The organism is Solibacillus cecembensis, assembly GCF_050272495.1.
GTDB lineage: Bacteria > Bacillota > Bacilli > Bacillales_A > Planococcaceae > Solibacillus > Solibacillus cecembensis.
Genome location: NZ_JBNNMF010000020.1, coordinates 1 through 24,217, shown reverse-complemented (window position 1 = coordinate 24,217; position 24,217 = coordinate 1). Strand labels below are relative to the sequence as shown.

The following is a 24,217-nucleotide window of genomic DNA, read 5'->3' as shown; positions in this document are numbered from 1 at the left end:
AAAATCTACTTCCATTTTAATCAAATATTGCTTATTGTTAAACTATTCGTATAAATCAACAGAGAGAAGGAATATTTATGCAGAAGTACAGAGGCGAAATCTTGATGCTCATAACGGCCGTCATGTGGGGGAGCGGTTTCGTTGGGATGGCTATTGGGCTAGAGTACTGGACCGTCTTTCAATTAATGGCGGGTCGCTTTTTATTAGCATCCATTATTTTAAGTGTTATTTTTTATAAAAAGTTAAAATTAATTACGAAAAGCGTTCTTTGGAAAGGTGCTGTACTTGGTGCCATTTTATTTGCCGCATTTGCATTGCAAACAATGGGGCTGGAGTATACAACACCATCAAAAAATGCTTTTTTAACCGCATTAAATGTAATTATTGTGCCAATTATTGCGTATGTCATTTATAAACGTCGCATTGATCGCTTCGAATTTATTGCTGCTGGAATGGCGATTGTCGGCATTGGCTTTTTATCATTACAAGACTCGCTTACAATTAACTTTGGCGATTTCCTGTCTATTTTATGCGCATTTGGCTTTGCATTTGATATTTTCTATACAAATGTTTTTGTCAAAACCGAAGATGCACTTGCCTTAACAATCGTTCAATTTTATACGGCAACAATATTAAGTATTGCTTCAGTACTTGCACTTGGAGAAGTACCGACTACATATTCTGCGGAAGGGATTTATGTCATTCTTTACTTAGCGGTTTTCTGTACAGCTGTTGCGTATGTGTGCCAAAATCTTGGAATGCAATATGCCAATCCAACAAAGTCTGCGATTATCCTATCAACCGAAGCTTTGTTTGGCACGATGTTCTCGGTATGGTTACTTAGCGAAATATTAACGGGCCGCATGCTAATGGGCTGTGTGTTAATTTTTATCGCGATCTTATTCGCTGAGGTCAAGCCCACTTTTAGAAGAAAAAAATCGTTTGTTTAACATTGCGAAACCTAGTCCTTTAGTGTGAACTATCGGAAAACTGGATAAATTATACTTGACCTATTGAGCGGATATCGTTACGATAGGCATTGAAAAGTTCATAGACCCAAAAATGTGGGGGTGCTAGTGTTGCTAGCTGAGAAAGCGATCCGTTAAGTTGCTTACCCTTTGAACCTGAACTGGTTAATACCGGCGGAGGAAACATTGATACATAGATTGTTGTGTAATTTATTTTAGTAACGATCTGTTTCTTGTCCGACGCCTGGTACACAACGTACCGGGCGTTTTTTGCATTTTTCTATTCGTCCTTTTCAAAAAAGTAGTAAAACTTGTACATATTCATGCAACTAAAGGGAGGATTTTTACATGTGGAAATGGTTAAGTATTATTGGGATGACATTGCTATTAGTAGGCTGTCAGCAAGATGCTAAAACAGGAGATTCAGATTTGACGAAAGTTCAAGTGGTGCTCGATTGGACACCAAATACGAATCATACAGGCTTATATGTTGCTCAGGAAAAAGGATATTTTGAAGAAGCAGGCTTAGACGTTGAAATTATTCAACCGGGCGATGCGGGGGCAGATCAACTTGTTGCTACAGGGAAAGCACAGTTTGGTATTAGTGCACAGGAATCCGTTACACAAGCACGCTTACAAGGCGTCCCACTTGTTTCGATTGCAGCAATCATTCAGCACAACACATCGGGCTTTGCATCATTAAAGGAAACAGGCATACAAACACCGAAAGATTTTGAAGGGAAAACGTATGGTGGCTGGGGTTCACCAGTTGAACAAGCTATTATCAAAACAGTAATGGGCATGGCAGATGGAGATGTTGAAAAAGTAGACATTATTAATGCTGGAAATGCAGATTTTTTTAATATGATGAAACAAAACATTGATTTTGCATGGATGTACTACGGCTGGACAGGCATTGAAGCAGAGTTACGAGGGCAAGCTATTGATATGCTTTACTTAACGGATTATGCGAAAGAATTGGATTATTATACACCGGTAATTATTGCGAATGAAAAATACATTGCCGAGGAAGATGAAACGGTTCGCGCATTTATGCAAGCGGTAAGTAAAGGGTATGAACTGGCGATTAATGAGCCAGAAGAAGCGGCTAGCATGCTATTAAAAGCTGTACCAGAATTAGATGAAGAACTAGTTGTGAACAGTGCGATTTGGTTGGCAGAGCAATACCAAGCAGATGCAAAACAGTGGGGCATTCAATCTTTAGATGTTTGGAAAAATTATGCGAATTGGATGTTCGAAAATAAGTTAATCGAAAAAGAACTTGATGCTGAAAAGGCATTTACAAATCAATTTTTACCGGAGGAATAACAAATGGCCAACAGTTTAGTAAGTATTCAAATTATCCCGAAAACAGAGCGATATGAAGATGTGATTCCTTATGTTGATGCAGCGATTGCGATGATCGATGCGTCAGGAGTTGTTTACCGAGTAGGACCTTTAGAAACAACGATGGAAGGCGAGCTAACACAGCTTTTACAACTGGTTGAAAAAATGAATGAAAAAATGGTGGAAATGGGTGCCATTAGCGTCATTTCACAAGTGAAGATTTTTTATAATCCACAAGGTGCAGCGATTGAAACATTAACAGGGAAATATGATTAGATGAACATTTTGAAAAAGTATCGCATAACAATTGGCTTTTTAATTGCTTTACTCATCATCGTAGAAATTGCTGTGCGCGTACTGGATTTACCGATATGGCTTTTCCCATCACCATCTGTCGTCATATCGGAGCTTTTTCAAACGTTTGATGAACTATTACCACATATCTTAGCAACGGTTAAGCTAACGTTCATCGGGTTAATCGCCGGAAGTTTACTCGGTTTTATCGTAGGGATTTTATTGCATTTACTGCCGATTGTCCATAAAATTGGCTATCCATTAATCCTAATATCGCAAAATATCCCGACGATTGTGCTAGCACCACTGTTGATCATTTGGTTTGGCTTTGGGCTTATGCCAAAAGTCGTCATTATTGGGTTAGTGTGTTTCTTCCCAATTGCGATTGCACTGTTGGATGGGTTACGTCAAACGACACCCGAGCTGCGACAATATTTTCAAATGGCTGGTGCGACAAAATGGCAGCAATTTTGGAAGCTTGAGTTACCGTTTGCTATGCCCGCATTATTTTCAGGGTTAAAAATTGCGGCAACGTATAGTGTAATGGGTGCGGTTATTACGGAATGGTTAGGTGCGAAACAGGGCTTGGGCGTGTATATGACATTTGCGCAATCAGCCTTTCGCACGGATCGCGTGTTTGTTGCGATTACGCTCATTGTCGTACTAAGCTTATGCGTTTTTGGCATCATTCGTTTAATAGAAGAGCGCTTTGTACATAGCTATAAAAAGGAGGAACCACAGCATGCTAACAATTCAAGCACTCCATAAGCAATTTCAACAGCAAGATGTTTTGCAAGGGATTGATTTACATGTACAGGACGGCGAAATCGTAGCATTGCTTGGTCCTTCTGGTAGCGGTAAAAGTACATTGTTGCAATGTGTTGGCGGGATATTGCCACCAACTTCTGGTCAAATTTTCATTGATGATACGTTGATTAATGGGGAAAGCGGACATATCAGCTACATGCCGCAGCATCACTGCCTATTGCCTTGGCGCACGGTGTTACAAAATGTATTGCTTGCCCAAGAATTATCAGGAACAATTAATAAAGAAGAAGCAACGGAATGGATTGAGCGGATAGGGTTAGGGGATTACCTCCATGCCTATCCACACGAAATCTCAGGGGGCATGAAGCAGCGGATTTCCTTTTTACGGGCTTTATTAAGTCCACAAAGTTTGCTATGTCTGGATGAACCATTCTCAGCACTCGATGAAATTACGCGCCATAAAATGCACATTTGGCTATTAGACATGTGGAAAAAGCGCCAAAAGTCGATTTTGTTTATTACCCATCAAATTGATGAAGCGCTGTTTTTGGCAAACCGGATTTATGTGCTTTCAGATCGTCCGGCTATTATTAAAGCAGAGATCCAAGTGCCATTTCCAAAAGAACGCACAAAAGAACTGCTTGAAACAGAAGAATTTTTCCAAGCACGTACACAGTTGTTGAACTTATTGATGGAGTGAAGACACTTAATAAGCACAATTCATTTGAACAATGGATTGTGCTTTTCTTCGTCTTATAACAATCGAGACATATAATATTCATCGACATATTGACCATCGATGAACAAGGAATCCTTTTTAACGCCTTCAATTTTAAAGCCCATTTTTTTATACAAATGAACCGCAATTTCGTTCGTTGCGATAACCGTTAACTCTAGGCGACGAAGCTCCACTTGTTTTGCCCATGAAATAACAGAAGTGAAAAGAGCTTTTCCGACTCCTTTTCCTCGACTATCACTATGTACGCCAATAACAATATAGGCTCGATGTGTAACGCGTTGAGACTTTTCATTTTGGACAATCATATAACCTAATGTGCGGTTATCTTCAGTTGCAATAAATATCCCTGATTTTGAATGACTATTGATTGTTTCTATATACTTCCCTAAACTTTCAGGCGCCATCTTTCTTTCCCCAGGTGCAAATAACATAAAACCAGATTGTTCTGCATTGCTCATCACACTAATGATGTCTTCAGCATCACGGTTCGTTGCTTTTCGGATTTCTATCATAGATTAAAACTCCATTTCATTTTTCCTCATTATACCAAATAATCAGTGATGTACTCTTCTGATTTTTTTAATGTTTATTGTAAAATAAAGGTGAATCATCGCTTCTAAAATGATAGAATAATTACTATATTTCGAAATGAAAGAGGTAAAACGAATGGAAACTAGTGCAGATGTTTTAATCGTTATCGATTTACAAAATGGAGTATGTAGTAGCGGTAGGGAATATCTCTTTGATTTATCGAACTTACTCACGAAAGTAAACAATCGAATTGCCTTATATCGAACAATACATAAACCTATCATTTTTGTTCAACATTGTGATGAAGAGCTAGTACCTGAAGAAGAACTTTGGGCAATTCATTCCGATTTAGATTTTCAAGCACATGATTTTTTTGTAAGGAAAACTCATGCAAATTCTTTTTACAAAACGAACTTAAAAGATATTTTAGATGAATTAGCTATACAGAGAATTGAATTTTGTGGCGCTCAAACAGAGTACTGTATGGATGCTACGATTAAATTTGCTCATGGACTGGGTTATGAAAACTCCATGGTGCAAAAAGCAACCTCAACTTTGAATAATCCATTTATGTCCGCAAAAGAGACAATTGATTTTTATGAAAGTATATGGAACAAACGATTTTTAAAATTTATTAAAGGTGAATAACAAAGTTTAAATTTAATTTTTTTACCCTGAAATGAAAATATAATCAAAAGCTGTGCTGAGAGCGAAAAACTTTCAGCACAGCTTTTTCATTTTCAAAAAGATAGCTCTAGTAAACTTAATAAAAATTGAGGTAGTCTCTATAAAAATAGGCATATTCAATTGACGATTGAAAGTTATTATAATATACTAGCTTACATAAAGTAACTTAAAGGTGGGAATGGACAACATGAAAAATATACTTTCGATTTTACTAGATAAAACGAACCTCGTCGCGCGTAACGACTTTCAAAATATAGCAGTAGTTGGTCCAGTGAACTTACCGGTGAAACAATGTGACCTTGAAGCAACATTTAACTGGTATAGTTGGCAAACGGTTGACAAAACGCATTCAAAAGAGGAAGTCATTACATCTTTAAATGAAATGAATCTTGCATTTGGCCAACAGTCTTCCGTTTTAATATACGGGGACTTTGCTAATTCCGACAATGCCCTTATCCGTATGCATAGCATTTGTCATACAGGCGATATTTTTGGCTCGCAGCGTTGTGACTGTGGCTATCAGCTGCATGAATCGATGAAAATGATTGTCGAGCATGGTTGTGGTGCCATTTTCTATTTAGCCGATCATGAAGGACGTGGCATTGGGCTATTTTCTAAAACATTCGCGTACTTATTACAAGAAGATGGCTTAGATACAGTTGAAGCGAACCATGCACTCGGCTTTGAAGATGATACACGCTCGTATGAAGATGCGATAAAAGTACTTGGTTCACTTCGTACAAAACCTGTGACACTCATTACAAACAATCCGAAAAAACTAGCAGCCTTACAAGAACACGGATTACTGACAGACGGGCATGTGCCTTTATGGGGCGGTGAAACGGATACGAACCGCCATTATTTACAAACAAAAGTAGAAAAATCAGGTCATATTCAACAAAAAATCACGAGATAAGGGGGAAGTTCATCATGCAAAACGATCAAACTTATATGCAGCTGGCATTAGATTTAGCAACAAGTGCACGGGGCAATACGAATCCGAATCCACTTGTCGGAGCAGTCATTGTAAAAGACGGTGTTATTGTCGGCACGGGATTACATAGGAAGTCGGGCGAACCACATGCGGAAGTTCATGCTTTCCGTATGGCTGGTGAACATGCAAAAGGGGCGACTCTTTATGTTACGTTGGAACCTTGCTCGCATTTTGGCAAAACACCACCTTGTGCAAATTTAGTGAAGGAATCCGGTGTCACACGTGTTCTCATAGCAATGAAAGACCCGAATCCATCTGTTGCAGGACGCGGTATTCAATTGCTTCGTGATGCCGGCATTGAAGTGGAAGTCGGTTTGTTAGAAGAGCAAGCACGACGTTTAAATGAACGCTTTATCCATAATATGCTTACGAACCGTCCATTTGTAATATCGAAATTTGCGATGACGCTTGACGGCAAAATTGCCACAGCAAACGGTCATTCTAAATGGATTACTGGAGAAGCGGCGCGTAAACATGTACATGAACTGCGACATGAAATGGATGCGATTTTAGTCGGAGTTGGGACAGTGTTAGCCGATAATCCACAGCTAACAACGCGTCTTGATGATCGAAACAGTAAAAGTCCGGTGCGTATTATTTTAGATTCAGCTTTGCAAACACCGCTTACAAGCCATGTAGCAAATACGACTGATGCAAAAACAATTATCGTTACATCACTGGAAGCGCCAAAAGAAAAGGCACAAAGCTTAGTCGCACAAGGTGTGGAAGTTTTACGCGTAGGGAAAAATGAGGGCGGCTTAAATATAGAAGAAATGCTGACACAGCTTTATGAGCGCGGAATTACAGACATATTAGTGGAAGGTGGCGGAGCAATAAATGCCTCATTCCTTCGTGCAGGCTTTATTGATAAATTCATCGTCTATATTGCACCAAAAGTATTAGGTGGCGAACATTCCATTAATCCGTTCCGCGGGGAAGATGTGTCCTCAATGGATGCCGCAATGCAGCTCAATTTTTCAGATGTGCAAAAAATAGGGGACGATCTATGTCTCATAGCCTATCCTCAAAAGAGGGATGAACGTGAATAAAGAAGTCGATATTTGTATCGTCGGAGCAGGTCCAGGTGGCGCGCTCCTTAGCTTGTTGCTCGTAAAAAAAGGCTTTTCTGTACAATTAGTGGAACGTACGAACTCTTTAGCAAAGGCATTCCGAGGCGAGCATTTAAATGAAACGGGCGAAGCTATCTTGAAAAAACACGGCCTCTTTGAACGAGTGGAAAAGCTTGGTCTGTTGCGCATGGAAACGCTCGAATATTGCCATAACGGTCAAACAGTTAAAATGATTCAAGCTGACCCAGCTGTTGGTCATCTAGGGATTCATGTGCCACAAGCCCATTTGCTACAAGTTATTATAGAGGAAGCGGAACAATACCCGAATTTTCACTTACTCCTCAATACGACGGTCAAAAGTTTAGTACAAGACGAAAATGGTCACTACACGCAAGTTACAGCATTTCATGACGGGGAAGAGCTCACGATTGACGCAGCACTTATTGTTGGCGCAGATGGACGTCACTCAACAATCCGCAAAAAAGCAGGGCTTGATACGCAAATATATAGTCATGGCTATGATTTACTATGGGCACGTATCCCCACACCTGCTAATTGGGCGCCAGCAATAAAAATGGCCCTTGTTGATGACATGCAAATTTCATTGTTCACGCAAGCTAAAGGCTATGTCCAAATAGGATGGAATATTGAAAAAGGTAGTTATCCACAGTTAAGAAAGCAGCCATTTGATCCATTTATTGACAAGCTCGTCCAAGCGTTCCCGCCACTAACAGAAAGTGTAAGCACCCATATACAATCTTGGCAGGATTTTGTATTGCTCGATGTATTTAGCTCGACTAGTGAAAACTGGGGAACAGATGGTGTCATATTAATCGGTGATGCAGTGCATACAATGACACCAACTGGGGCATTTGGTCTGAATGCTGCGATGGAGGATGCAGACGTGTTCGCGAGTTTACTTGATCCGAACACCATTTTGCAGCCCAACTTTAAAGAATGTGCAACAATGAGAAAACATCAAACGGCGAAATTACGCGAAGTGCAAGTTGAAAAGGAACAGAGCTTCGCGCAAAATTTCATCGTAATGGATTAGGTGGAAAATATGAGATTTGGTTTTGATATAGATGATACATTAATTCATTTGCGCGGCTATGCATTTGAATTATACAACAAGGAATTTGGTCAGAATTTTGGAATGGATGTCTTTCAAGGCATTCCTACAGTAGAAATTCATGCCCCCTTTGGATTAACAAATGAAGAAGGGCGCGCGATGTGGCAGCGTTCAATGGAAACGATTTATTTCACAAGCTGCCCGGTGTATGAAGGTGCACTTGAAACTTTGCAAGCACTCGTTGCAGAAGGTCATGAAGTGTACTACATTACGTCACGTCCGAAGCAATTTTGCGGACGGACAAAAGATTGGATGATTGCGCAAGGCTTTCCAGTTGCTGAAGGGCATTTCTTCTGTGGCATGGAGGATGACGAAAAAATCGCTACCATTGAGGCACTTGAACTTGATTACTACGTGGACGATAAACCGGCTGTACTGGACACACTTTCCGCCATTTCAACAAAGATTATCGTAAAGAATCAGCCATACAATCAGCATGTCACATATCCACGATTAATGGACTGGAAAGACTTTGAAAAAATTTGGTGATGGCTGTGCATTGTGTTGGTAGACAATAAAGTTGTTTAACATATAATAAAACACTAAAAATTTAGAGCTTATGAAACTATCGGAATGGTAAGTTGAATAAAGTTATAAATACTCCCATATTGGTATAACTAAATGGTATAATAAGTAAGTGATTTTGCGAAAGTCTACACATACGAGTGAGAAATCCAACGCTATTCTAGAAGATACTTTACTTTAGTTAAAACCAAAGGGAGATTGAAAATGGATAAAAATGAATTAATTTCACGATTCCATAAAGAACTTCGACATGAAGCTCAAACACAAGGTTACATTAGAGAAGAAACAGAGTATGTTGTGCGTCACATTTCAAAGTATGATGAAAATGGGTTTATTATTTCTTCAAATGTAAACGAAGGTAATGCAAGAGCAATTATTAGACATGAGTTAAACTATTTTAGTAACCGTAAGCAGGATTTTGAGTGGAAGGTTTATAGCTACGATAAGCCTGATAATTTGAAAGATATTCTTGATCAAGAAGGATTTAAAATTGGTAGTCCTGAAGCTCTCATGGTCATGGAATTAGATGATCAACACCCTTTACTTACTAATAGCCAGCTCCTCGGCTTAAAGGAAATAACAGATGAACAGGGCATTCAAGATATTGTTGTTCTAGAAGATACCATCTGGAACGAATCTCATGCGGAGCTAGGAGTGAAACTTTGGAGAGACAAACAGAATAATCCTGACTCATTATTCCTTTATGGAATTTATGAAGATGGGCAGCTAGTATGTGCTGCTTGGATGTACTTAGAACCAAACTCGTCTTTTGCTAGTCTTTGGGGAGGTTCTACGCTTCCATTATTTCGAGGAAAGGGTTATTACACAAAACTATTAACTGCTCGTGCACAAATGGCATATGAAAAGGGGCATCCTTTCCTTACTGTTGACGCCAGTCCGATGAGTAGACCAATCCTAGAAAAGTGTGGTTTTTGTTGTCTTGCATACTCATATGAATGCCAGTCACCCACTGAATAATGGAAGAATTAACATTTTAAAATATATAGGAATGTTAGCCTAATAGGAATTAAACAACTTTTTTAGTCCTTACACATAGCTTTAGAAGTGATTACATTTGGAACAGTAATGAATCACACCATATAGAGCCCATTCGCACACTGAATTATAGTGTGTGAATGGGCTCTATTTATTCATTTTCGTACTTCATAATGGAGTTCCACAAATTGATTGAATTGCTGAACCCCTTTTAGAGAAAGCTCCAAATTGAAATCATGTTCTTTAAATAATGGGATGCCGTTACCAATTATAACAGGCGCAGTGGTGATGATGAATTCATCAACTAGTTTTTCCTTGATAAAGGAATGCAATAAATCACCACCACCGACAAGCCAAATGTTTTTGCCGTCTTGTTTTTTTAATTCATTCGTAAAATTCACGATGTCATCCTGAACAAACGTGACTTCTTCATTTTCACCGTGAGCCGATCTTGAAAATACATAGCATTTTTTATCTAAATATGGGAAGACACCCTCCATATTTCCCTTAATCCAATCATATGTTCTTTTTCCCATCACAACGGTATCCACGGTATCATAAAACGCAGAATACCCATTGTCACCTTCACCTTCTACTTTAAACAACCATTCTAGCGTATCATTTTTTGTTGCAATATAACCATCTAAGCTCGTAGCAATAAACAGCATTAATTTTCTTTGATTTTTCATAATTTCTCCTCCTATAAAACAGAATATATGTTCTAATTATTGTAGTTTAAAATTCCGAAAATGACAACCGATACATCATTTTGTACGTGAAATCATATCTATTTTACTGTAAAATAAAGGGAGGTCTAGATGGAGGTGCTTATGAAAAAAAGAATTCGTCTTTTTCTTATCTGTTCGGTAGTATCGCTTGTTTTCTTCTTCATCTATAACAAATCTACAGTAACGAATCAAGAAGCATTACCTGAATTAAATGACTACACAATTCAACGTGCTTCTGTGCTGAATCCAAGGACAACAATTGTTCAGCTAAATAATGAAGAAATAAAACATTTACTAGAAATACTTGAAAATGAGACATATAAAAAGAAATGGATTCCAAATATACAAAAATTTAATCGTGACATAGCCATCGCATTTGATTTTTCAAATACCGATATAAAAATATCAATCTCACTTGATTTTGCACGAAATATTATTGGTATTCAACAAGATAGAGGTAAAATGAAGCAATTCATATTAAAAAAGGACTCCGAACTTTTCTCATATATGACGAATTATTTATAATGCAAAAAAGCATTCGAATGTCGATTCGGATGCCTTTTTGTTTGAAAAATGGCAATCAAAAATTTACATCTATTTTATTTGTCAGCTCATACTATAAATAATTTTAACTTAAGCTTCAAAAAAATTTGAACTCATGAAAACTAAATTTGAACTCACACTAAGAAAGAAGGAAAGGAGGTTTACTTATTGTTCGTTCGTCGCATGGCCATTTTTTCGATTTTGATGCTATGGAGTACTGTTTTTGCGAATGAGGCATTTGCACAAGAGTCATCACCTTCAAAAGAAGATATTTATGAACAACGCATGGCCTTTTATAAGCAATTTGAGCAAGCAACCGTTCCTTGGTACCAACTTGCTGCGGTGGACCATTATGAACGAAACATTCAGTCGGTCCGTTCAGATATTCCGAAGCGAGAAGGGATTACTGCTATCCAATTTTCAAAAGAATATTGGGCGGGTGACATCAATCCATATCCGGATGATACTTCACCAGGGACTATCGGTTATTTCGGTGGTTTCGGCTTGGATGGTAACGGCGATGGTATGGCAAATCCGAATCATGATGAAGATGTGATCAAATCCCTGACAAGCTATTTAAGCGGTTTCGGCACTACCGAAAAAGATTTCGAATTGGCTTTAATGACTTATTACAAAAAGGAAGAAGCCGTCAAACAAATCATGACCAATATGCAACTTTTTGCACACTTTAAAACAATTGCTCTTGCAAAACATCATTTTCCACTACCCGTAAAGTATGATTACAGCTACCGCGGGACATGGGGAGCGAAACGTGGCTGGGGAGGGCGCAGGATGCATGAAGGGACAGACCTGTTTGCAGGGTATGGTACACAAGTTTATGCCACTACTTATGGCATCATTGAGATCATTGGTTGGAATGATTTTGGTGGCTGGCGTATTGGCATTCGCGATCACAACAATACGTATCACTATTTTGCCCATTTAAAAAGTTTTGAAAAAGGTATAGCGCTAGGAGACATTGTCGAACCAGGGACGCTCATTGGCTATGTTGGAAGTAGCGGTTACGGGAAAGAGGGAACATCTGGTAAGTTCGCTCCACATTTGCATTACGGTATGTATAAATTTAACGGTCGAACAGAGTGGGCATTTGACCCTTATCCATCACTCCTGTTATGGGAGCGGCAAACGAAAGGCGGTGTGTAATTGAAACGCAAAGTGACGAAAATTGTTATTGTATTGGCTATTTTAGTCGTCCTTGTTTCCATATTTTACGTTGTGGTCACGATGGCAGCAGATCGGGGAAGACCGTATTACGAAAACGCTGGAAAAATTGTATGGGATATTAAAACAGAAGAAAAGATTATTGCGCTGACATTTGATGATGGACCACACAAAAAATATACGAATGAAGTGCTGGATTTATTGAACAAATATGACGCAAAGGGTACGTTTTTTGTAGTCGGGGAACAAGTTGAAAAAAATCCGGAAGTAATTTTACGCATGTATGAAGAAGGGCACGAATTAGCCAATCATACTTATTCTCATCCATTCAAATCCACTGTACCGCAACTCATGGAGGAAATTGAACAAACAAATGACGCCATTTTTAGTATAACCGGATACGCCCCTAAGTTATTTCGACCAGTGGAAGGGCTATATACAGATGCGTTAATTGAAGAGGTTGTAAAGGATGGTTATAAAGTGGTGATGTGGTCTTGGCATCTAGATACGGAAGATTGGAAAGATCCCGGTGTGAAAAGAATCGTTGATACCGTTCTGAAAGGTTCAAGGAAAGGAAATGTCGTGCTTTTCCATGACGGTGGAGGGAATAGGAAGCAGACGGTAGAAGCACTATCACAAATTTTACCAGCACTGCAAAAAGAAGGCTATAAATTTGTGACCATTTCAGACTTGCTTCAGGTACAACAAAAAAGTAAGGTGCAACAAGAGAATGCGAGTAAATCATAGCGAGTAAAGGAGAAGCCCTTGTATACGCAAGATTAGCGTGTACAAGGGCTTTATTTAATGTTTAGTTAAGTCAAGTCAAGTTCGATGATATATTAGTGAAGCAACAATCGAAAATAAAAAGAAGTTTAACTCCTAAACCGATTTGTCTTTTATAGTATAATCACTTACTATTTAGTGGCAACGTGAATACATCCATTATGGATATAGGAAGGACTAATACAGTTACATGAACAAACTAAAAAATATATTCGGCATTCTCTTCGCACTACTCGTTTTCATAGAGATTATCGGCGTTGTCATTGCCGCGGAAGTTTTTGCGTTAATTTTATTAGGATTTACATATGATCGCTGGCAATCATTTGCGCTTTTTATTATTGTGTTTGGCATTGTGGAGTTTATTTTATCGAGTGCCATGCAAGGATTTGTTCAAGCAAAAATACAGTCAAATCACGCTTTTCACAAGTTTTGGGGGCATTTGCTCATTTCGATAACTTTGATGCTCATTGCAGTGAATGTGATGGAATCAATCGCTATTCCGGTAATGGGGGCGGTTATTTATGCGATTATCACAGCTCTTTTGTATTTTGTCATTGATGCTTTTGAGAAAAAAGGACGTCGTACATAATCGTGTTTTTTTATTATTTTGGACGTTTAGCAGCGAAAACCTTTGTCGAATCTGATACTATAGGTGAGTAAAGAAATTACATAGAGGAGTTGGAACGGAATGTTTAGTCGAAAAAGAGGTATGCTTGTACTTAGTTTAATGGCAGTGTTATTCATTTTATCTGCTTGTGGCGATAAAAAAGAAAAAGAGGAAGTAGAAGACACGGCAAAAGAGCCAACTGAGCAAAAGGATTACGCAGCCGATGTAACGGAAAATCCGATTGTGACAATTACGATGGCGAATGATGAGAAAATCGTTGTGGAATTAGAGCCTAAGATTGCACCGAATACAGTAGCAAATTTCATTTCTTTAGTGGAAGACGGTTTTTATGATGGACTTATTTTCCATCGCGTGATTCCTGGCTTTATGGTTCAAGGTGGAGACCCACTAGGCAATGGTACTGGCGGTCCAGATTATAGCATTGCCGGTGAATTTACAAACAATGATTTTGAAAATAATTTAAGTCACGAGCGCGGTGTTCTTTCAATGGCACGTTCGGGGGATCCAGATTCTGCTGGCTCACAATTTTTCATCATGACGGAAAAATCACCTCATTTAGATGGGGAATACGCTGCTTTTGGTAAAGTAATCGAAGGCCTTGAAACGGTGGATAGCATTGTAAACGCCGAGCGAGATGCAGCGGATAAACCATTACAAGATCAGCAAATGAAAAAGGTGGAAGTCGATACAAAAGGCTTTGACTATCCTGCACCTGTTGTAAAATAAAGATAACCCATTTCAGATAAGTGAATAGTAAATGTCGAATCCCCCGTATAGGTTATCTATCCAATTAACATTTACGGGGGTTATTTTTGTCATAAATTTCCGCAAATATGTCGGATTTTATACTGTTATTGAAAATATTATTAATTAAATGTTAAGAGATTGTAAATGCGGTTTACATTTGTACCGAAGCAATTGATAATAAGGCACATAACGTTGAAAGGTAGTTGAATATGGATATTAATTTTCAAGAGATGATATTTCAATTTTTAGGCGGTTTAGGACTCTTCTTGTTCGCCATTAAGTATATGGGAGATGGCTTACAAAAGGCGGCCGGTGATCGACTTAGAGATATATTAGATAAGTTCACAACAAATCCATTTATGGGTGTACTTGTCGGGTTGATGGTAACGGTTTTAATTCAATCAAGCTCAGGGACGACGGTTATTACAGTTGGTCTTGTAAGTGCTGGCTTTATGACATTAAGACAAGCCATCGGTGTCATTATGGGTGCCAATATCGGAACGACGGTAACCGCATTTATTATCGGGATTGATGTTGGGGAATATGCTTACCCAATTATGGCGTTAGGTGCTATCTTCTTATTCTTCTTTAAGAAAAGTACAATCCAAAATATTGGACAAATATTATTCGGTTTCGCGGGACTATTCATCGGTTTAGAAATGATGAGTAGCGGCATGAAGCCATTACGTGACTGGCAACCATTTTTAGAATTAACTGTACAAATGAGTGATATTCCAGTATTAGGTCTTGTTGTCGGGACAATCTTTACACTAATTGTACAATCATCATCTGCGACAGTCGGAATTTTACAAGGGCTTTATGCAGAAGGGTTAATTCCTTTACAAGGGGCGCTACCTGTTTTATTCGGTGATAATATCGGAACAACGATTACTGCGATTTTAGCTTCATTAGGTGCTTCGGTTGCCGCTCGCCGTGCCGCAGCAACGCATGTGTTATTTAACATAATTGGTTCGATAATTTTCATGCTTTTATTAGTGCCGTTCACTGCCTATGTGGAATGGATTACTGGCGTTTTAAATTTAGAAAACAAAATGCAAATTGCGTTTGCGCACGGTACATTTAATGTGGCGAACACATTAATCCAATTACCATTTATCGGTGCACTTGCATGGATTGTGACGAAACTCATCCCAGGTGAGGATAATGTCATCGCACATAAGCCAAAATATTTAGATGAAAGTTTAATTGCGCAATCACCATCTGTCGCTTTAGGTCAAGCGAAAATGGAAGTATTGCATATGGGTGCATATAGTGTACAAGGCATGGAAGAAGCTTTAAATTATTTACAAACAGGTGATACAAAAGCGATTGGCAATGTTGAGCAGTTAGAAGAAGCGATCAACAATTTAGATCGTAAATCAACGGACTATTTAGTTAAGCTTTCGAAACAAGCTTTATCAAAAACCGAATCGACGTTACATCATAATTTATTTGATAACATTCGTGATATCGAGCGAATCGGTGACCATGTAGAAAATATTGTAGAGTTTTTACAATACCGCGATGCAAATAAAGCAAAACTAAGTGATGAAGCGCAGGCAGAGTTAGTCGAAATGTATGAATTTACAATGGAAACGGTGCGCCTTGCTTTACAAGCACTTGAAAAAAATGATCCATCAATTGCAAAAGAAGTGTATGCAAGAGAAAATGAAATTGATGTGATGGAACGTAAATTGCGAAAAATGCATATTTATCGTCTGAACGAAGGTATTTGCAATGGTTCAGCAGGCATTGTTTTTGCGGACATCATCAGCAATCTTGAACGAATTGGCGATCACGCGAAAAACATTGTGGATACAGTGAAATAATAAAAGGCGAAAACCCACATAGACAGGGTTTTCGCCTTTATTCGTTATATATGAAAGGAAATTGTGCAGATTAAAAAGGATGATATAGAGAGGAGTGACATACAACATGGATTGGATTGAGAAGAGTAGTGCGAGTGTTTGGGGCAGTTTTTTAATTATGGTAGGGTTAGCGTTTGTCCCAGCCATGCCCATTCCGTTAATTGTCGGCTACATTGCAACCAATCAACCGTTTTGGCTCGCACTATTAATAAGCCTTGGTGGAACAACAGTTGGCTGTATCGGCATGTTCTATTTAAGTCGTACTATTTTGGCGCGCTGGGCAAGAAAAAAGGTCGCGGCATATGCGCGGTTGGACGGCTTTTTTACGATGTTGGATCGTAATGCTTTTTTAGCCATTTTAATCGGTCGCTTAATTCCAATCATGCCTTCAGCAGGTTTGAATGCCATTGCTGGCGTCACTTCTATGCCTGTTTTGGCATTTACTTTTGCGACAGTCATTGGCAAACTCCCCACAATGGTCGCTTTTACAATGGCAGGGCAGAAATTTGAAGATAATCAATGGAGTACGATGCTTTTAGTTAGTACTTACTTGCTGATGTTAGTATTAATTGGGCGGAAGTTGAAACGGAGATTTTCTACGTAAATAAACAAACCTAGTGTAACACTTGGCACTCAAGACGAATTTCTTTGTAACGTTTGGAGAGTTCAACACGTCTATCACTCTAAAAGGAGTGAAATTTATGAAAAAACAGTTGTTTCTATTCTTAACTTTAATCATTTTTACCTTAGTTGGTTGTTCAAACGATGAGCTATCAGATGAAAAGCCACCAACCGTAACTGTCAAACTCGCTAATGAAACTCACGAAACAAAGCTAGGAACGTATTGTTGGAAAAATGGATGTGTAGATACTGCTGGACCTGTGGAACTTTTAGAAGGAACAGAGCCGATTAAGGTAAAGCCAGATTCCAAAATCACTTTTTCAATGGATTTTCAACCTAAACCTACTGAATTTCATCTGCTACAAATTAGTGAAGAAAATGAGAATGAAATCACAATTGAAAATAATAGCTTTTTAGCACCTACTAATAAAGGTGTGTATTATTATTCTTTTGGCGTTTGGTGGATGGATGCTGAGAGTGAAAATGTATCGAATGGAGACGCATTTTATTCATTTAGTTTAGAAGTAGAGTAATCGTTATGAAAATAGCGGGTGATTGATACAGGCGTTGTTTAGTAACGATTTTTAATTCAACAAGTTGTTTTTTACTCAAAAATGAAACAAGAGGGATATTTATACATGATCTTTATTTGATAAAAAAGGCCGAAACACACTAGTAATAAATCTTATAAAATTAACCAAAAAGCCATGAATGTTGTTTAATAATCAACTTTCCATGGCTTTTTGTTTGAAAACCATTCAGAAAATTTTTATGCACGATCGATTAAAGTAATTTATAGCAACAGGAAATATGTATTGTGATGTTTACTCTAATTACTTATTTTTGGTATATTATGAATACTAAAAACGATCTTTTAGCAGGGGGATTAAAATGAAAATTATTCAACAATTTGAATTTGGTTCAGCTGATGTTTTACAAGTACAGCAAATTCACGTACCAAGCTTAACAGATGGAGATGTGTTAATTGAAGGTGCTTATACGAGTATTAATTTTGCAGACATTAAAAATCGAACAGGTGCTAAGGCAAAAGGTGCATTTCCAATAACGCTAGGTCTTGATTTAGCCGGTACAGTAATTGAAAGTTGCTCAAGTCAATTTGAAGTTGGCGATAGAGTGATTGCATTCCCTAAAAACGGTAGTTATTCGGAAATGGCTGTCGCACATGAAAGCTTGGTCTATAAAATTCCTGCTACTCTTTCATTTGAACAAGCTGCTACTATGCCTACTGTTAGCTTTTTAGCTGAAATCTTAGTAAACGCAATTGGAAATGTCAGTAATGAGGATACGGTAATTATTCATAGTGCGTCAGGTGGTGTAGGTTCGATGCTTGTCCAACTTTGCAAACAGCTACAATGTCAAAAAATAATCGCTACAGTAGGTTCACGTAACAAAATAAATTATGTGAAAACATTAGGAGCAGATGTTGTATGTACATATGAGGATTTTGTAGAAGTAACACTAGAGGCTACAAACTCATTTGGCGCAACAGTTATTTTTGACTCGGTTGCTGGCAATATTACTGCGGATAGTTTACGGTGTTTAGCACCTTTTGGCACGCTCGTCCAGTTTGGCAATAGCAGTGGGGAAAAAGGAAACTTTACTACGAATGATGTGCATAGTAGTTGTCGGTCGATTAAAGGGTTTAGCTTAGGAACGACACGCAAACTGAAGCCTGAATTTATCCGTCCATTTGCCGAAAATATGATTGATCAATTTTCCAATCAAACACTACAACTTCATATAGATCGAATATTTAATTTAGAAAACATAATAGAAGCGCATAAGTATTTCGAAAAACGTCAACATCATGGGAAAATTTTATTGAAATTAAATTGATTACTGCTGATTTCTAAATAGGTGATTCGGATATGTGATAATACGTATATCTACCACGTAGCATGGAACATAATAAAAATCGTACGGTAGTTAAGCACGGGAATGACTAGTTGAAAGGGGGGCCGCAATATGAAGACAAAAATGATTGAATTACGAAAGATAACCGGGGAAAACATTGAAGAAGTAATAGCACTTGATGTAGGGGGAAATCAGAAAGACTTCATAGAAACTACTAACCTCCGAAGCTTTGCAGACGCTCATATGTTGAACGTAGACGGGATACCAGCGACTCCCATTGCTATTTATGCCGATGAAGTTGTGGTTGGATTTTTGATGTATATTTACGATACGCTGGACCATGAATCATTTGAAAATGAAGTTTTTTATGGAGAAAAGTGCTATTTTGTTTGGCACATTATGATTGGGGAAAGTTATCAGGGTAAAGGATATGGCAAACTTGCTTTTGAAAAAATGTTGATGGATATTGAAACTCGGCCACATGGGGAAGCAAAATATGTAGCCCTCTTTTATCATACAAGTAATGTCGTAGCTAAAGCCTTATACGCTTCATTTGGTTTTGTAGAGACAGGAATCATTCAGGATCATTCGATGTTCGCGATTAAAAATCTAGACTTCAATGTCTAAGCAATTATCCGCTGGTAAGCATTACATCTATCATTGCGGAATATGAAAATCAAAACTATTTTAATTTGAGCAGAAAGCGATAAAATTAATCCTTTTTTTACTCGAAATATATAAATTTTACACAAGGGGAATACGTTGATGGAAATGAAATATCCGATTGGTACTTTTCAATTTGATGATGAAATTACGAGTAGTGTTATAAGTGTTTGGATCAATGAGATTGAGGTTTTACCGAGTTTATTACGAGATGCTGTGGAAAATTTAGACAATGAACAGCTTGATACGGCTTATCGTTCTGGAGGATGGACTGTACGACAAGTAATACACCATCTTGCAGATAGTCATATGAATGCCTACGTTCGTTTTAAATTGGCTCTAACTGAAAAAAAACCAGTAATCAAACCATATGACGAAACGAAATGGGCGGAACTATCTGATTATAAATTACCAATTGATGATTCACTTTTACTTCTCGAAACATTACACAAACGCTGGACCTACCTTTTACGCAGTCTAACTCCTGCTGATATGAAAAAGATATTTATTCATCCAGATTCAGGTGAAGTTTCAGTAGGTAAGAATATAGGAATCTATGCTTGGCATGGTAAGCATCATCTTGCTCATATTACTTCTTTGTGTGATCGTCAAGGGTGGTAAAGGGCTTTGAGATTTACACAGTTTTTCTAGTGTAGCAATGATTTATGAAACATACAAAAATTAACCTAATAACATTCCTGAATGAAACTTTTGGGATATATCATTAAGTCACGAATGTTGTTAAATCAACGTTCCGTGGCTTTTTGTATGAACATTATCTATGCGTATTTGTATGCATGAATTGTATGCCTCTTACAACACTTTGAGTAGCTTTTTAATTTTAGCTAACCAAGATAAATAGTCGAGTAAGGTATTGTGATATTATGGTAAAATTAGGTTGCAGATAGGTAATGTGTTGAAGTGTGTTAGTATTTTTTTCTTAACTTTAATGATTAGTGTAATTCTCTTTTTCTACTTGCTAATGTATTTGATGGCGGCCGTCATTATGCAGAAACAGCGACTTATACATTCGGTACAATAATTATTATACTTCTATCATTTTTGATTTCACTTATGTTCTACTTGATAAGATTAATAAAAAGGAAATATTAACTCTACTTTTACTAGAGATTGCTTTAGAAGTGCAATGTCTACAAACTTTGAATTTTGATGTTGATATTTGTATAAGTTAATACAAGCTTAGAGGAGATGCTATGAAAAAAATTGTATTCGTAATCCTATTTGTCCTGTTACTCCTAGGCTGCTCACAAAAGGAGCAAATATTAGACGATAAACTTCAATTTGAGATTCAAACGGTCAGCGAGGAAGAACTTAGGCATTTAATCAATCAATCTAGACTTTTTACAAAACAAGAAATTGAAGGCAATTATGCGGTTGTTGTGTTTGATTATAAAGTGAGAAATGGGAAAAAGTTTCATCATCTAACCGTAGAGCACGATTTTGATTGGAGTGCATTTATGGATCAAATAAAATTAGACGCCGGACCTAAATATACGAACGGGAATGGTAGATCAAGCGATTTTAATAATGGAAGCTTTAAGGAAGATTCGATGCGCTCTATTTTTTATGCGAAAAATTTTTCAGATGAGCAGTTACAAAAGATTTTTGAAGCATATAAGCTAGATATTTCATGGCAAAATACTGATGGCGAAATTGTTGAAAAGACGATTCCTATTGGGGATTCTCTTCAGATTAAACGTTGATTTTTTTAGTACAGCACTTAAACTAAATAAAGGTGGGTTAATAATGAAGCTGTCAAATGAAAGGTTAGTATTAAGGGAGTTTATTGAAAATGATTGGATAGATCTACATAAATACGCATCACAAGAATTGGTTTGCCAATATCAGCCTTGGGGACCCAATACAGAGGAAGAATCACAAAACTTTGTAACTCAAGTGCTAAAAGATTCAAAGCAAGAACCAAGAGAAAGGTTTGTGTTTGCAATAATCTACATGGAAAAAATGATTGGTGCTGGGGAGTTTAATATAAGAGATTACGCTAATCTTGCTGGTGAAATCGCGTATATTGTTAATCCAGATTATTGGGGAAAAGGAATAGCAACAGAAGTCGCTACATTATTAATTGATTTTGGATTCAAGAATCTTAACCTTCATCGTATTTATGCAACTTGCGATCCAAGAAATATAGCATCATCAAAAGTTTTAGAAAAAGTGGGAATGATAAATGAAGGTAAAATTCGCGAAGACTTGTTAATTAAAAATGGCTGGCGAGACTCGTTATTATATGGGGTTTTAGATTATGAATGGGGAAAGTAGTGTAACAAACTTATATATTTGATATTGAACATTTATACATCATAAATAAGAATTCGAATCACGCCGTTTATAGTACAGTTTTATTTACTAACGAGGGCATTAGTACAATATGTATTTCAATAATTTGGTTAATTGTCGTAAAATTATATTAGGGATGGGAGGGATGATAATGGACCAATTAAAAGGGAAAATTGCGATTATCACTGGTGTAAGCCGTCTAAGAGGGATTGGAGCTGCTATTTGTATGGAGTTAGCTGAATCGGGTTATCATATATTTTTTACTTATTGGACGGAATATGATAAAAAAATGCCTTGGAGCATTGAATTAGATGAACCCCTGAAATTAAAAGAAGAATTAACAAAAAAAGGGATTAAGGTATCATGTATGGAGTTGGATTTAACTCAACATGATGCGCCTGAACAACTTATCAATAAAGTTTCTGAACAACTTGGTAATCCTGATATTTTAATTAATAATGCAGCATACTCAACTAACAACGATTTTTCTAATTTAACTGCCGAAGAATTAGATAAACATTACATGGTAAATGTGCGTGCAACTACATTATTAAGTAGTAGATTTGCTCAAAAGTTTGATAAGAAATCAGGTGGAAGAATAGTCAATATTACTTCAGGTCAGTTTCAAGGACCAATGCCTGGCGAATTAGCATATGCAACAACAAAAGGAGCAGTTGATGCTTTAACTATTACGTTGTCGGCTGAACTAGCCCCTTTAGGTATAACGGTAAATGCATTAAATCCAGGTCCAACTGATACAGGTTGGATGACAGAAGAAATAAAAAATAAATTAGAACCGATGTTTCCTTTCGGTAGAATAGGAAAACCGAAAGATGTTGCAAAAACTATTAAATTTCTAGTGAGCGATGAAGCAGATTGGATTACAGGTCAGATTATTCATTCAGAAGGTGGATTTAAAAGGTGAATTAAATTAAAAAACTTTGGTTCTAGAGCCTTTTTATTGTATTAAATTCTAAGGATAGATATCAATTTATGAAATATAATACTTAAACTATTAGATGCTTTAGTGCAACATAGATTTATAAAGTATACAAAATAAAGGTGAATAACGTCACCAAATACAAGCTTGGAAATATTTTAAACAGTAACAAACACTGGTTTAACAGTATTTATCGCTGTTTTTTATAGAAAAAGACACCCGAAGACGCTGCAAAAAATAATTTTAAAGAAGGACTTCAATCCACTTGTTCTGAATGGTGATAACATATAAATAGAATCTCAATGAAATGTTACCAAACGACGGTTTGGGAAGGTTATACTTCAACTAACAGTGCAGGATAGTTGAATAAAATTAGTAAAACAATACTTTAGGAGAAGTAAAACAAGAATATAATCAAGATTGGATTATAGGGGAGTTGGAATTGTGTGAACCTTTTTAAGTTTTTTGTTTATCAAGTCGTTTTTTCTATGATTGCTTTAGCAAATAATTCTTTTTTTAGGGACTTTATTTATGAACAATTCCATATCAATAATAAATTTACTGTTTCACTGATTAAGACACCTATTGATTTGATAATAATTTATTTTACCTTTAGGTTATATTTCTTGTTAAAAATTAAGTTGAGATATAAGATTTTAATTCACATAGGTGCTTTTATTGTTGGGTTTGTAATTTTAGGATTAATAACTAATCAAATAGTTATGTAAAAATCTAAGGTTCAACGAATGATTTCTTATTAAACTAAAGGGTGCTTTAGTTCAACAAACATTTCAAAATGTGCCCAAACACCGCTTTGGGAATATTCGTAAAGGAACTATACCAACATTTATTGAAATAGTTCCTTTAGCTTTTATATTTAAGGGGTGGTTAACTTTGTTAAAGATTTTGCAAATTTTATTTTCAATTATTGCTGTAGCTTTTGCCGGTTGTTTTCTATTCACAAAAAAATTTTATTTCATTGCATATATGTTTATATTTTCAGGGTTAACAATGCTTGTGTTCGGGCTAATAGAATTCAAAAAAAATAAAAAAATAGTGGGTTGGTTTCTGGTAGTTGTATTTATATTATCAATATTCGTAGCTATCCAATATTTTATAAACATAAAAACGTTCCCGAATGTAAGTTAGGGAATCAACACCCCCCATTCAATTGAATGAGGGTACTGAAAAAGTCCATATAGTTTAACTTTGCGAGGTATTCGACGATTGAATCGTCGAATACCTCGCTCTTTTCATATATAATAAAAGAAC

28 protein-coding genes and 1 riboswitch are annotated in these 24,217 nt (G+C 37.0%); of the genes, 26 read left to right on the top strand and 2 right to left on the bottom strand.

What is annotated here, in order from left to right:
- Positions 1–77 precede the first annotated feature (77 nt).
- The 5 genes from ACQKIH_RS16620 (at position 78) to ACQKIH_RS16600 (ending at position 4,077) form a co-directional block, all read left to right on the top strand.
- The gene (locus ACQKIH_RS16620; RefSeq protein WP_057983299.1) at positions 78–950 is read left to right on the top strand and encodes a DMT family transporter; all 873 of its coding nucleotides are present in this window, start codon (positions 78–80) and stop codon (positions 948–950) included.
- Between the two features lie 106 nt (positions 951–1,056).
- A riboswitch (TPP riboswitch) is annotated at positions 1,057–1,168 on the top strand.
- Positions 1,169–1,316: 148 nt separating this feature from the next.
- Entirely contained in the window at positions 1,317–2,297 is a 981-nt protein-coding gene (locus ACQKIH_RS16615) for an ABC transporter substrate-binding protein (protein ID WP_427767943.1), read from the top strand.
- Between the two features lie 3 nt (positions 2,298–2,300).
- A complete protein-coding gene (locus ACQKIH_RS16610) occupies positions 2,301–2,591 on the top strand; it encodes a thiamine-binding protein (protein ID WP_427767942.1) in 291 nt (96 codons plus the stop codon).
- Positions 2,592–3,377 (top strand): ABC transporter permease, encoded by a 786-nt coding sequence (locus tag ACQKIH_RS16605; RefSeq protein ID WP_057983302.1) that lies wholly within the window; start codon positions 2,592–2,594, stop codon positions 3,375–3,377.
- A complete protein-coding gene (locus ACQKIH_RS16600) occupies positions 3,352–4,077 on the top strand; it encodes an ABC transporter ATP-binding protein (RefSeq protein WP_427767941.1) in 726 nt (241 codons plus the stop codon). The genes ACQKIH_RS16605 and ACQKIH_RS16600 overlap by 26 nt, the downstream gene beginning before the upstream one ends.
- A 53-nt stretch (positions 4,078–4,130) precedes the next feature.
- On the opposite strand, the gene ACQKIH_RS16595 is transcribed toward ACQKIH_RS16600, so the two are convergent.
- A complete protein-coding gene (locus tag ACQKIH_RS16595) occupies positions 4,131–4,628 on the bottom strand; it encodes a GNAT family N-acetyltransferase (protein WP_427767940.1) in 498 nt (165 codons plus the stop codon).
- A 154-nt stretch (positions 4,629–4,782) separates the two neighbouring features.
- On the opposite strand from ACQKIH_RS16595, the gene ACQKIH_RS16590 reads away from it, so the two are divergent.
- The 6 genes from ACQKIH_RS16590 (at position 4,783) to ACQKIH_RS16565 (ending at position 10,033) form a co-directional block, all read left to right on the top strand.
- The gene (locus tag ACQKIH_RS16590; protein ID WP_427767939.1) at positions 4,783–5,295 is read left to right on the top strand and encodes a cysteine hydrolase family protein; all 513 of its coding nucleotides are present in this window, start codon (positions 4,783–4,785) and stop codon (positions 5,293–5,295) included.
- 226 nt (positions 5,296–5,521) lie between these two features.
- A complete protein-coding gene (locus ACQKIH_RS16585; protein WP_427767938.1) occupies positions 5,522–6,250 on the top strand; it encodes a GTP cyclohydrolase II in 729 nt (242 codons plus the stop codon).
- Positions 6,251–6,264: 14 nt separating this feature from the next.
- Positions 6,265–7,377, top strand: coding sequence for a bifunctional diaminohydroxyphosphoribosylaminopyrimidine deaminase/5-amino-6-(5-phosphoribosylamino)uracil reductase RibD (ribD, locus tag ACQKIH_RS16580; protein WP_427767937.1), 1,113 nt, complete (start codon positions 6,265–6,267; stop codon positions 7,375–7,377).
- Entirely contained in the window at positions 7,370–8,452 is a 1,083-nt protein-coding gene (locus ACQKIH_RS16575) for an FAD-dependent monooxygenase (RefSeq protein WP_427767936.1), read from the top strand. The genes ribD and ACQKIH_RS16575 overlap by 8 nt, the downstream gene beginning before the upstream one ends.
- A 9-nt stretch (positions 8,453–8,461) precedes the next feature.
- On the top strand, positions 8,462–9,019 hold the full coding sequence (locus ACQKIH_RS16570; RefSeq protein ID WP_427767935.1) for a 5' nucleotidase, NT5C type: 558 nt from the start codon (positions 8,462–8,464) through the stop codon (positions 9,017–9,019).
- Positions 9,020–9,259: 240 nt separating this feature from the next.
- Positions 9,260–10,033, top strand: a complete 774-nt coding sequence (locus tag ACQKIH_RS16565; protein WP_427767934.1) for a GNAT family N-acetyltransferase — start codon at positions 9,260–9,262, stop codon at positions 10,031–10,033.
- 173 nt (positions 10,034–10,206) lie between these two features.
- On the opposite strand, the gene ACQKIH_RS16560 is transcribed toward ACQKIH_RS16565, so the two are convergent.
- Entirely contained in the window at positions 10,207–10,740 is a 534-nt protein-coding gene (locus tag ACQKIH_RS16560; RefSeq protein WP_427767933.1) for a dihydrofolate reductase family protein, read from the bottom strand.
- 141 nt (positions 10,741–10,881) lie between these two features.
- Between ACQKIH_RS16560 and ACQKIH_RS16555 the strand changes: the two genes are divergently transcribed.
- From ACQKIH_RS16555 to ACQKIH_RS16485, 15 genes are all read left to right on the top strand, one after another.
- Positions 10,882–11,304 carry a hypothetical protein gene (locus ACQKIH_RS16555; protein WP_427767932.1) on the top strand — a complete coding sequence of 141 codons (423 nt, stop codon included), beginning with the start codon at positions 10,882–10,884 and terminating at the stop codon, positions 11,302–11,304.
- 222 nt (positions 11,305–11,526) lie between these two features.
- On the top strand, positions 11,527–12,486 hold the full coding sequence (locus ACQKIH_RS16550) for a M23 family metallopeptidase (protein WP_427767987.1): 960 nt from the start codon (positions 11,527–11,529) through the stop codon (positions 12,484–12,486).
- Positions 12,487–13,251, top strand: a complete 765-nt coding sequence (locus tag ACQKIH_RS16545) for a polysaccharide deacetylase family protein (RefSeq protein WP_427767931.1) — start codon at positions 12,487–12,489, stop codon at positions 13,249–13,251.
- Positions 13,252–13,477: 226 nt separating this feature from the next.
- On the top strand, positions 13,478–13,876 hold the full coding sequence (locus ACQKIH_RS16540) for a hypothetical protein (protein ID WP_427767930.1): 399 nt from the start codon (positions 13,478–13,480) through the stop codon (positions 13,874–13,876).
- 99 nt (positions 13,877–13,975) lie between these two features.
- A complete protein-coding gene (locus ACQKIH_RS16535; RefSeq protein ID WP_427767929.1) occupies positions 13,976–14,641 on the top strand; it encodes a peptidylprolyl isomerase in 666 nt (221 codons plus the stop codon).
- Between the two features lie 230 nt (positions 14,642–14,871).
- On the top strand, positions 14,872–16,491 hold the full coding sequence (locus ACQKIH_RS16530) for a Na/Pi cotransporter family protein (RefSeq protein ID WP_057983324.1): 1,620 nt from the start codon (positions 14,872–14,874) through the stop codon (positions 16,489–16,491).
- A 106-nt stretch (positions 16,492–16,597) separates the two neighbouring features.
- Positions 16,598–17,134, top strand: a complete 537-nt coding sequence (locus ACQKIH_RS16525; RefSeq protein ID WP_427767928.1) for a TVP38/TMEM64 family protein — start codon at positions 16,598–16,600, stop codon at positions 17,132–17,134.
- A 97-nt stretch (positions 17,135–17,231) separates the two neighbouring features.
- Entirely contained in the window at positions 17,232–17,684 is a 453-nt protein-coding gene (locus tag ACQKIH_RS16520) for a hypothetical protein (protein ID WP_427767927.1), read from the top strand.
- A 358-nt stretch (positions 17,685–18,042) separates the two neighbouring features.
- Positions 18,043–19,008 (top strand): quinone oxidoreductase family protein, encoded by a 966-nt coding sequence (locus ACQKIH_RS16515; protein ID WP_427767926.1) that lies wholly within the window; start codon positions 18,043–18,045, stop codon positions 19,006–19,008.
- A gap of 129 nt (positions 19,009–19,137) precedes the next feature.
- The gene (locus tag ACQKIH_RS16510) at positions 19,138–19,653 is read left to right on the top strand and encodes a GNAT family N-acetyltransferase (RefSeq protein ID WP_427767925.1); all 516 of its coding nucleotides are present in this window, start codon (positions 19,138–19,140) and stop codon (positions 19,651–19,653) included.
- Positions 19,654–19,791: 138 nt separating this feature from the next.
- Positions 19,792–20,310, top strand: a complete 519-nt coding sequence (locus ACQKIH_RS16505) for a YfiT family bacillithiol transferase (RefSeq protein WP_427767924.1) — start codon at positions 19,792–19,794, stop codon at positions 20,308–20,310.
- A gap of 593 nt (positions 20,311–20,903) precedes the next feature.
- On the top strand, positions 20,904–21,413 hold the full coding sequence (locus tag ACQKIH_RS16500; RefSeq protein WP_427767923.1) for a hypothetical protein: 510 nt from the start codon (positions 20,904–20,906) through the stop codon (positions 21,411–21,413).
- A 43-nt stretch (positions 21,414–21,456) separates the two neighbouring features.
- Entirely contained in the window at positions 21,457–21,987 is a 531-nt protein-coding gene (locus ACQKIH_RS16495; protein ID WP_427767922.1) for a GNAT family N-acetyltransferase, read from the top strand.
- 169 nt (positions 21,988–22,156) lie between these two features.
- On the top strand, positions 22,157–22,930 hold the full coding sequence (locus ACQKIH_RS16490; RefSeq protein ID WP_427767921.1) for an SDR family oxidoreductase: 774 nt from the start codon (positions 22,157–22,159) through the stop codon (positions 22,928–22,930).
- A gap of 1,002 nt (positions 22,931–23,932) precedes the next feature.
- On the top strand, positions 23,933–24,094 hold the full coding sequence (locus ACQKIH_RS16485; protein WP_427767986.1) for a DUF3953 domain-containing protein: 162 nt from the start codon (positions 23,933–23,935) through the stop codon (positions 24,092–24,094).
- Positions 24,095–24,217 lie beyond the last annotated feature (123 nt).

What these genes read in the sequence shown, in the direction of transcription:
- ACQKIH_RS16620 (WP_057983299.1), top strand. Translation starts at nt 78, where the DNA reads ATGCAGAAGTACAGAGGCGAAATCTTGATGCTCATAACGGCCGTCATG.
- ACQKIH_RS16615 (WP_427767943.1), top strand. Translation starts at nt 1,317, where the DNA reads ATGTGGAAATGGTTAAGTATTATTGGGATGACATTGCTATTAGTAGGC.
- ACQKIH_RS16610 (WP_427767942.1), top strand. Translation starts at nt 2,301, where the DNA reads ATGGCCAACAGTTTAGTAAGTATTCAAATTATCCCGAAAACAGAGCGA.
- ACQKIH_RS16605 (WP_057983302.1), top strand. Translation starts at nt 2,592, where the DNA reads ATGAACATTTTGAAAAAGTATCGCATAACAATTGGCTTTTTAATTGCT.
- ACQKIH_RS16600 (WP_427767941.1), top strand. Translation starts at nt 3,352, where the DNA reads ATGCTAACAATTCAAGCACTCCATAAGCAATTTCAACAGCAAGATGTT.
- ACQKIH_RS16595 (WP_427767940.1), bottom strand. Translation starts at nt 4,628, where the DNA reads ATGATAGAAATCCGAAAAGCAACGAACCGTGATGCTGAAGACATCATT.
- ACQKIH_RS16590 (WP_427767939.1), top strand. Translation starts at nt 4,783, where the DNA reads ATGGAAACTAGTGCAGATGTTTTAATCGTTATCGATTTACAAAATGGA.
- ACQKIH_RS16585 (WP_427767938.1), top strand. Translation starts at nt 5,522, where the DNA reads ATGAAAAATATACTTTCGATTTTACTAGATAAAACGAACCTCGTCGCG.
- ribD (WP_427767937.1), top strand. Translation starts at nt 6,265, where the DNA reads ATGCAAAACGATCAAACTTATATGCAGCTGGCATTAGATTTAGCAACA.
- ACQKIH_RS16570 (WP_427767935.1), top strand. Translation starts at nt 8,462, where the DNA reads ATGAGATTTGGTTTTGATATAGATGATACATTAATTCATTTGCGCGGC.
- ACQKIH_RS16565 (WP_427767934.1), top strand. Translation starts at nt 9,260, where the DNA reads ATGGATAAAAATGAATTAATTTCACGATTCCATAAAGAACTTCGACAT.
- ACQKIH_RS16560 (WP_427767933.1), bottom strand. Translation starts at nt 10,740, where the DNA reads ATGAAAAATCAAAGAAAATTAATGCTGTTTATTGCTACGAGCTTAGAT.
- ACQKIH_RS16555 (WP_427767932.1), top strand. Translation starts at nt 10,882, where the DNA reads ATGAAAAAAAGAATTCGTCTTTTTCTTATCTGTTCGGTAGTATCGCTT.
- ACQKIH_RS16550 (WP_427767987.1), top strand. Translation starts at nt 11,527, where the DNA reads ATGCTATGGAGTACTGTTTTTGCGAATGAGGCATTTGCACAAGAGTCA.
- ACQKIH_RS16540 (WP_427767930.1), top strand. Translation starts at nt 13,478, where the DNA reads ATGAACAAACTAAAAAATATATTCGGCATTCTCTTCGCACTACTCGTT.
- ACQKIH_RS16535 (WP_427767929.1), top strand. Translation starts at nt 13,976, where the DNA reads ATGTTTAGTCGAAAAAGAGGTATGCTTGTACTTAGTTTAATGGCAGTG.
- ACQKIH_RS16530 (WP_057983324.1), top strand. Translation starts at nt 14,872, where the DNA reads ATGGATATTAATTTTCAAGAGATGATATTTCAATTTTTAGGCGGTTTA.
- ACQKIH_RS16525 (WP_427767928.1), top strand. Translation starts at nt 16,598, where the DNA reads ATGGATTGGATTGAGAAGAGTAGTGCGAGTGTTTGGGGCAGTTTTTTA.
- ACQKIH_RS16520 (WP_427767927.1), top strand. Translation starts at nt 17,232, where the DNA reads ATGAAAAAACAGTTGTTTCTATTCTTAACTTTAATCATTTTTACCTTA.
- ACQKIH_RS16515 (WP_427767926.1), top strand. Translation starts at nt 18,043, where the DNA reads ATGAAAATTATTCAACAATTTGAATTTGGTTCAGCTGATGTTTTACAA.
- ACQKIH_RS16510 (WP_427767925.1), top strand. Translation starts at nt 19,138, where the DNA reads ATGAAGACAAAAATGATTGAATTACGAAAGATAACCGGGGAAAACATT.
- ACQKIH_RS16505 (WP_427767924.1), top strand. Translation starts at nt 19,792, where the DNA reads ATGGAAATGAAATATCCGATTGGTACTTTTCAATTTGATGATGAAATT.
- ACQKIH_RS16500 (WP_427767923.1), top strand. Translation starts at nt 20,904, where the DNA reads ATGAAAAAAATTGTATTCGTAATCCTATTTGTCCTGTTACTCCTAGGC.
- ACQKIH_RS16495 (WP_427767922.1), top strand. Translation starts at nt 21,457, where the DNA reads ATGAAGCTGTCAAATGAAAGGTTAGTATTAAGGGAGTTTATTGAAAAT.
- ACQKIH_RS16490 (WP_427767921.1), top strand. Translation starts at nt 22,157, where the DNA reads ATGGACCAATTAAAAGGGAAAATTGCGATTATCACTGGTGTAAGCCGT.
- ACQKIH_RS16485 (WP_427767986.1), top strand. Translation starts at nt 23,933, where the DNA reads ATGTTTATATTTTCAGGGTTAACAATGCTTGTGTTCGGGCTAATAGAA.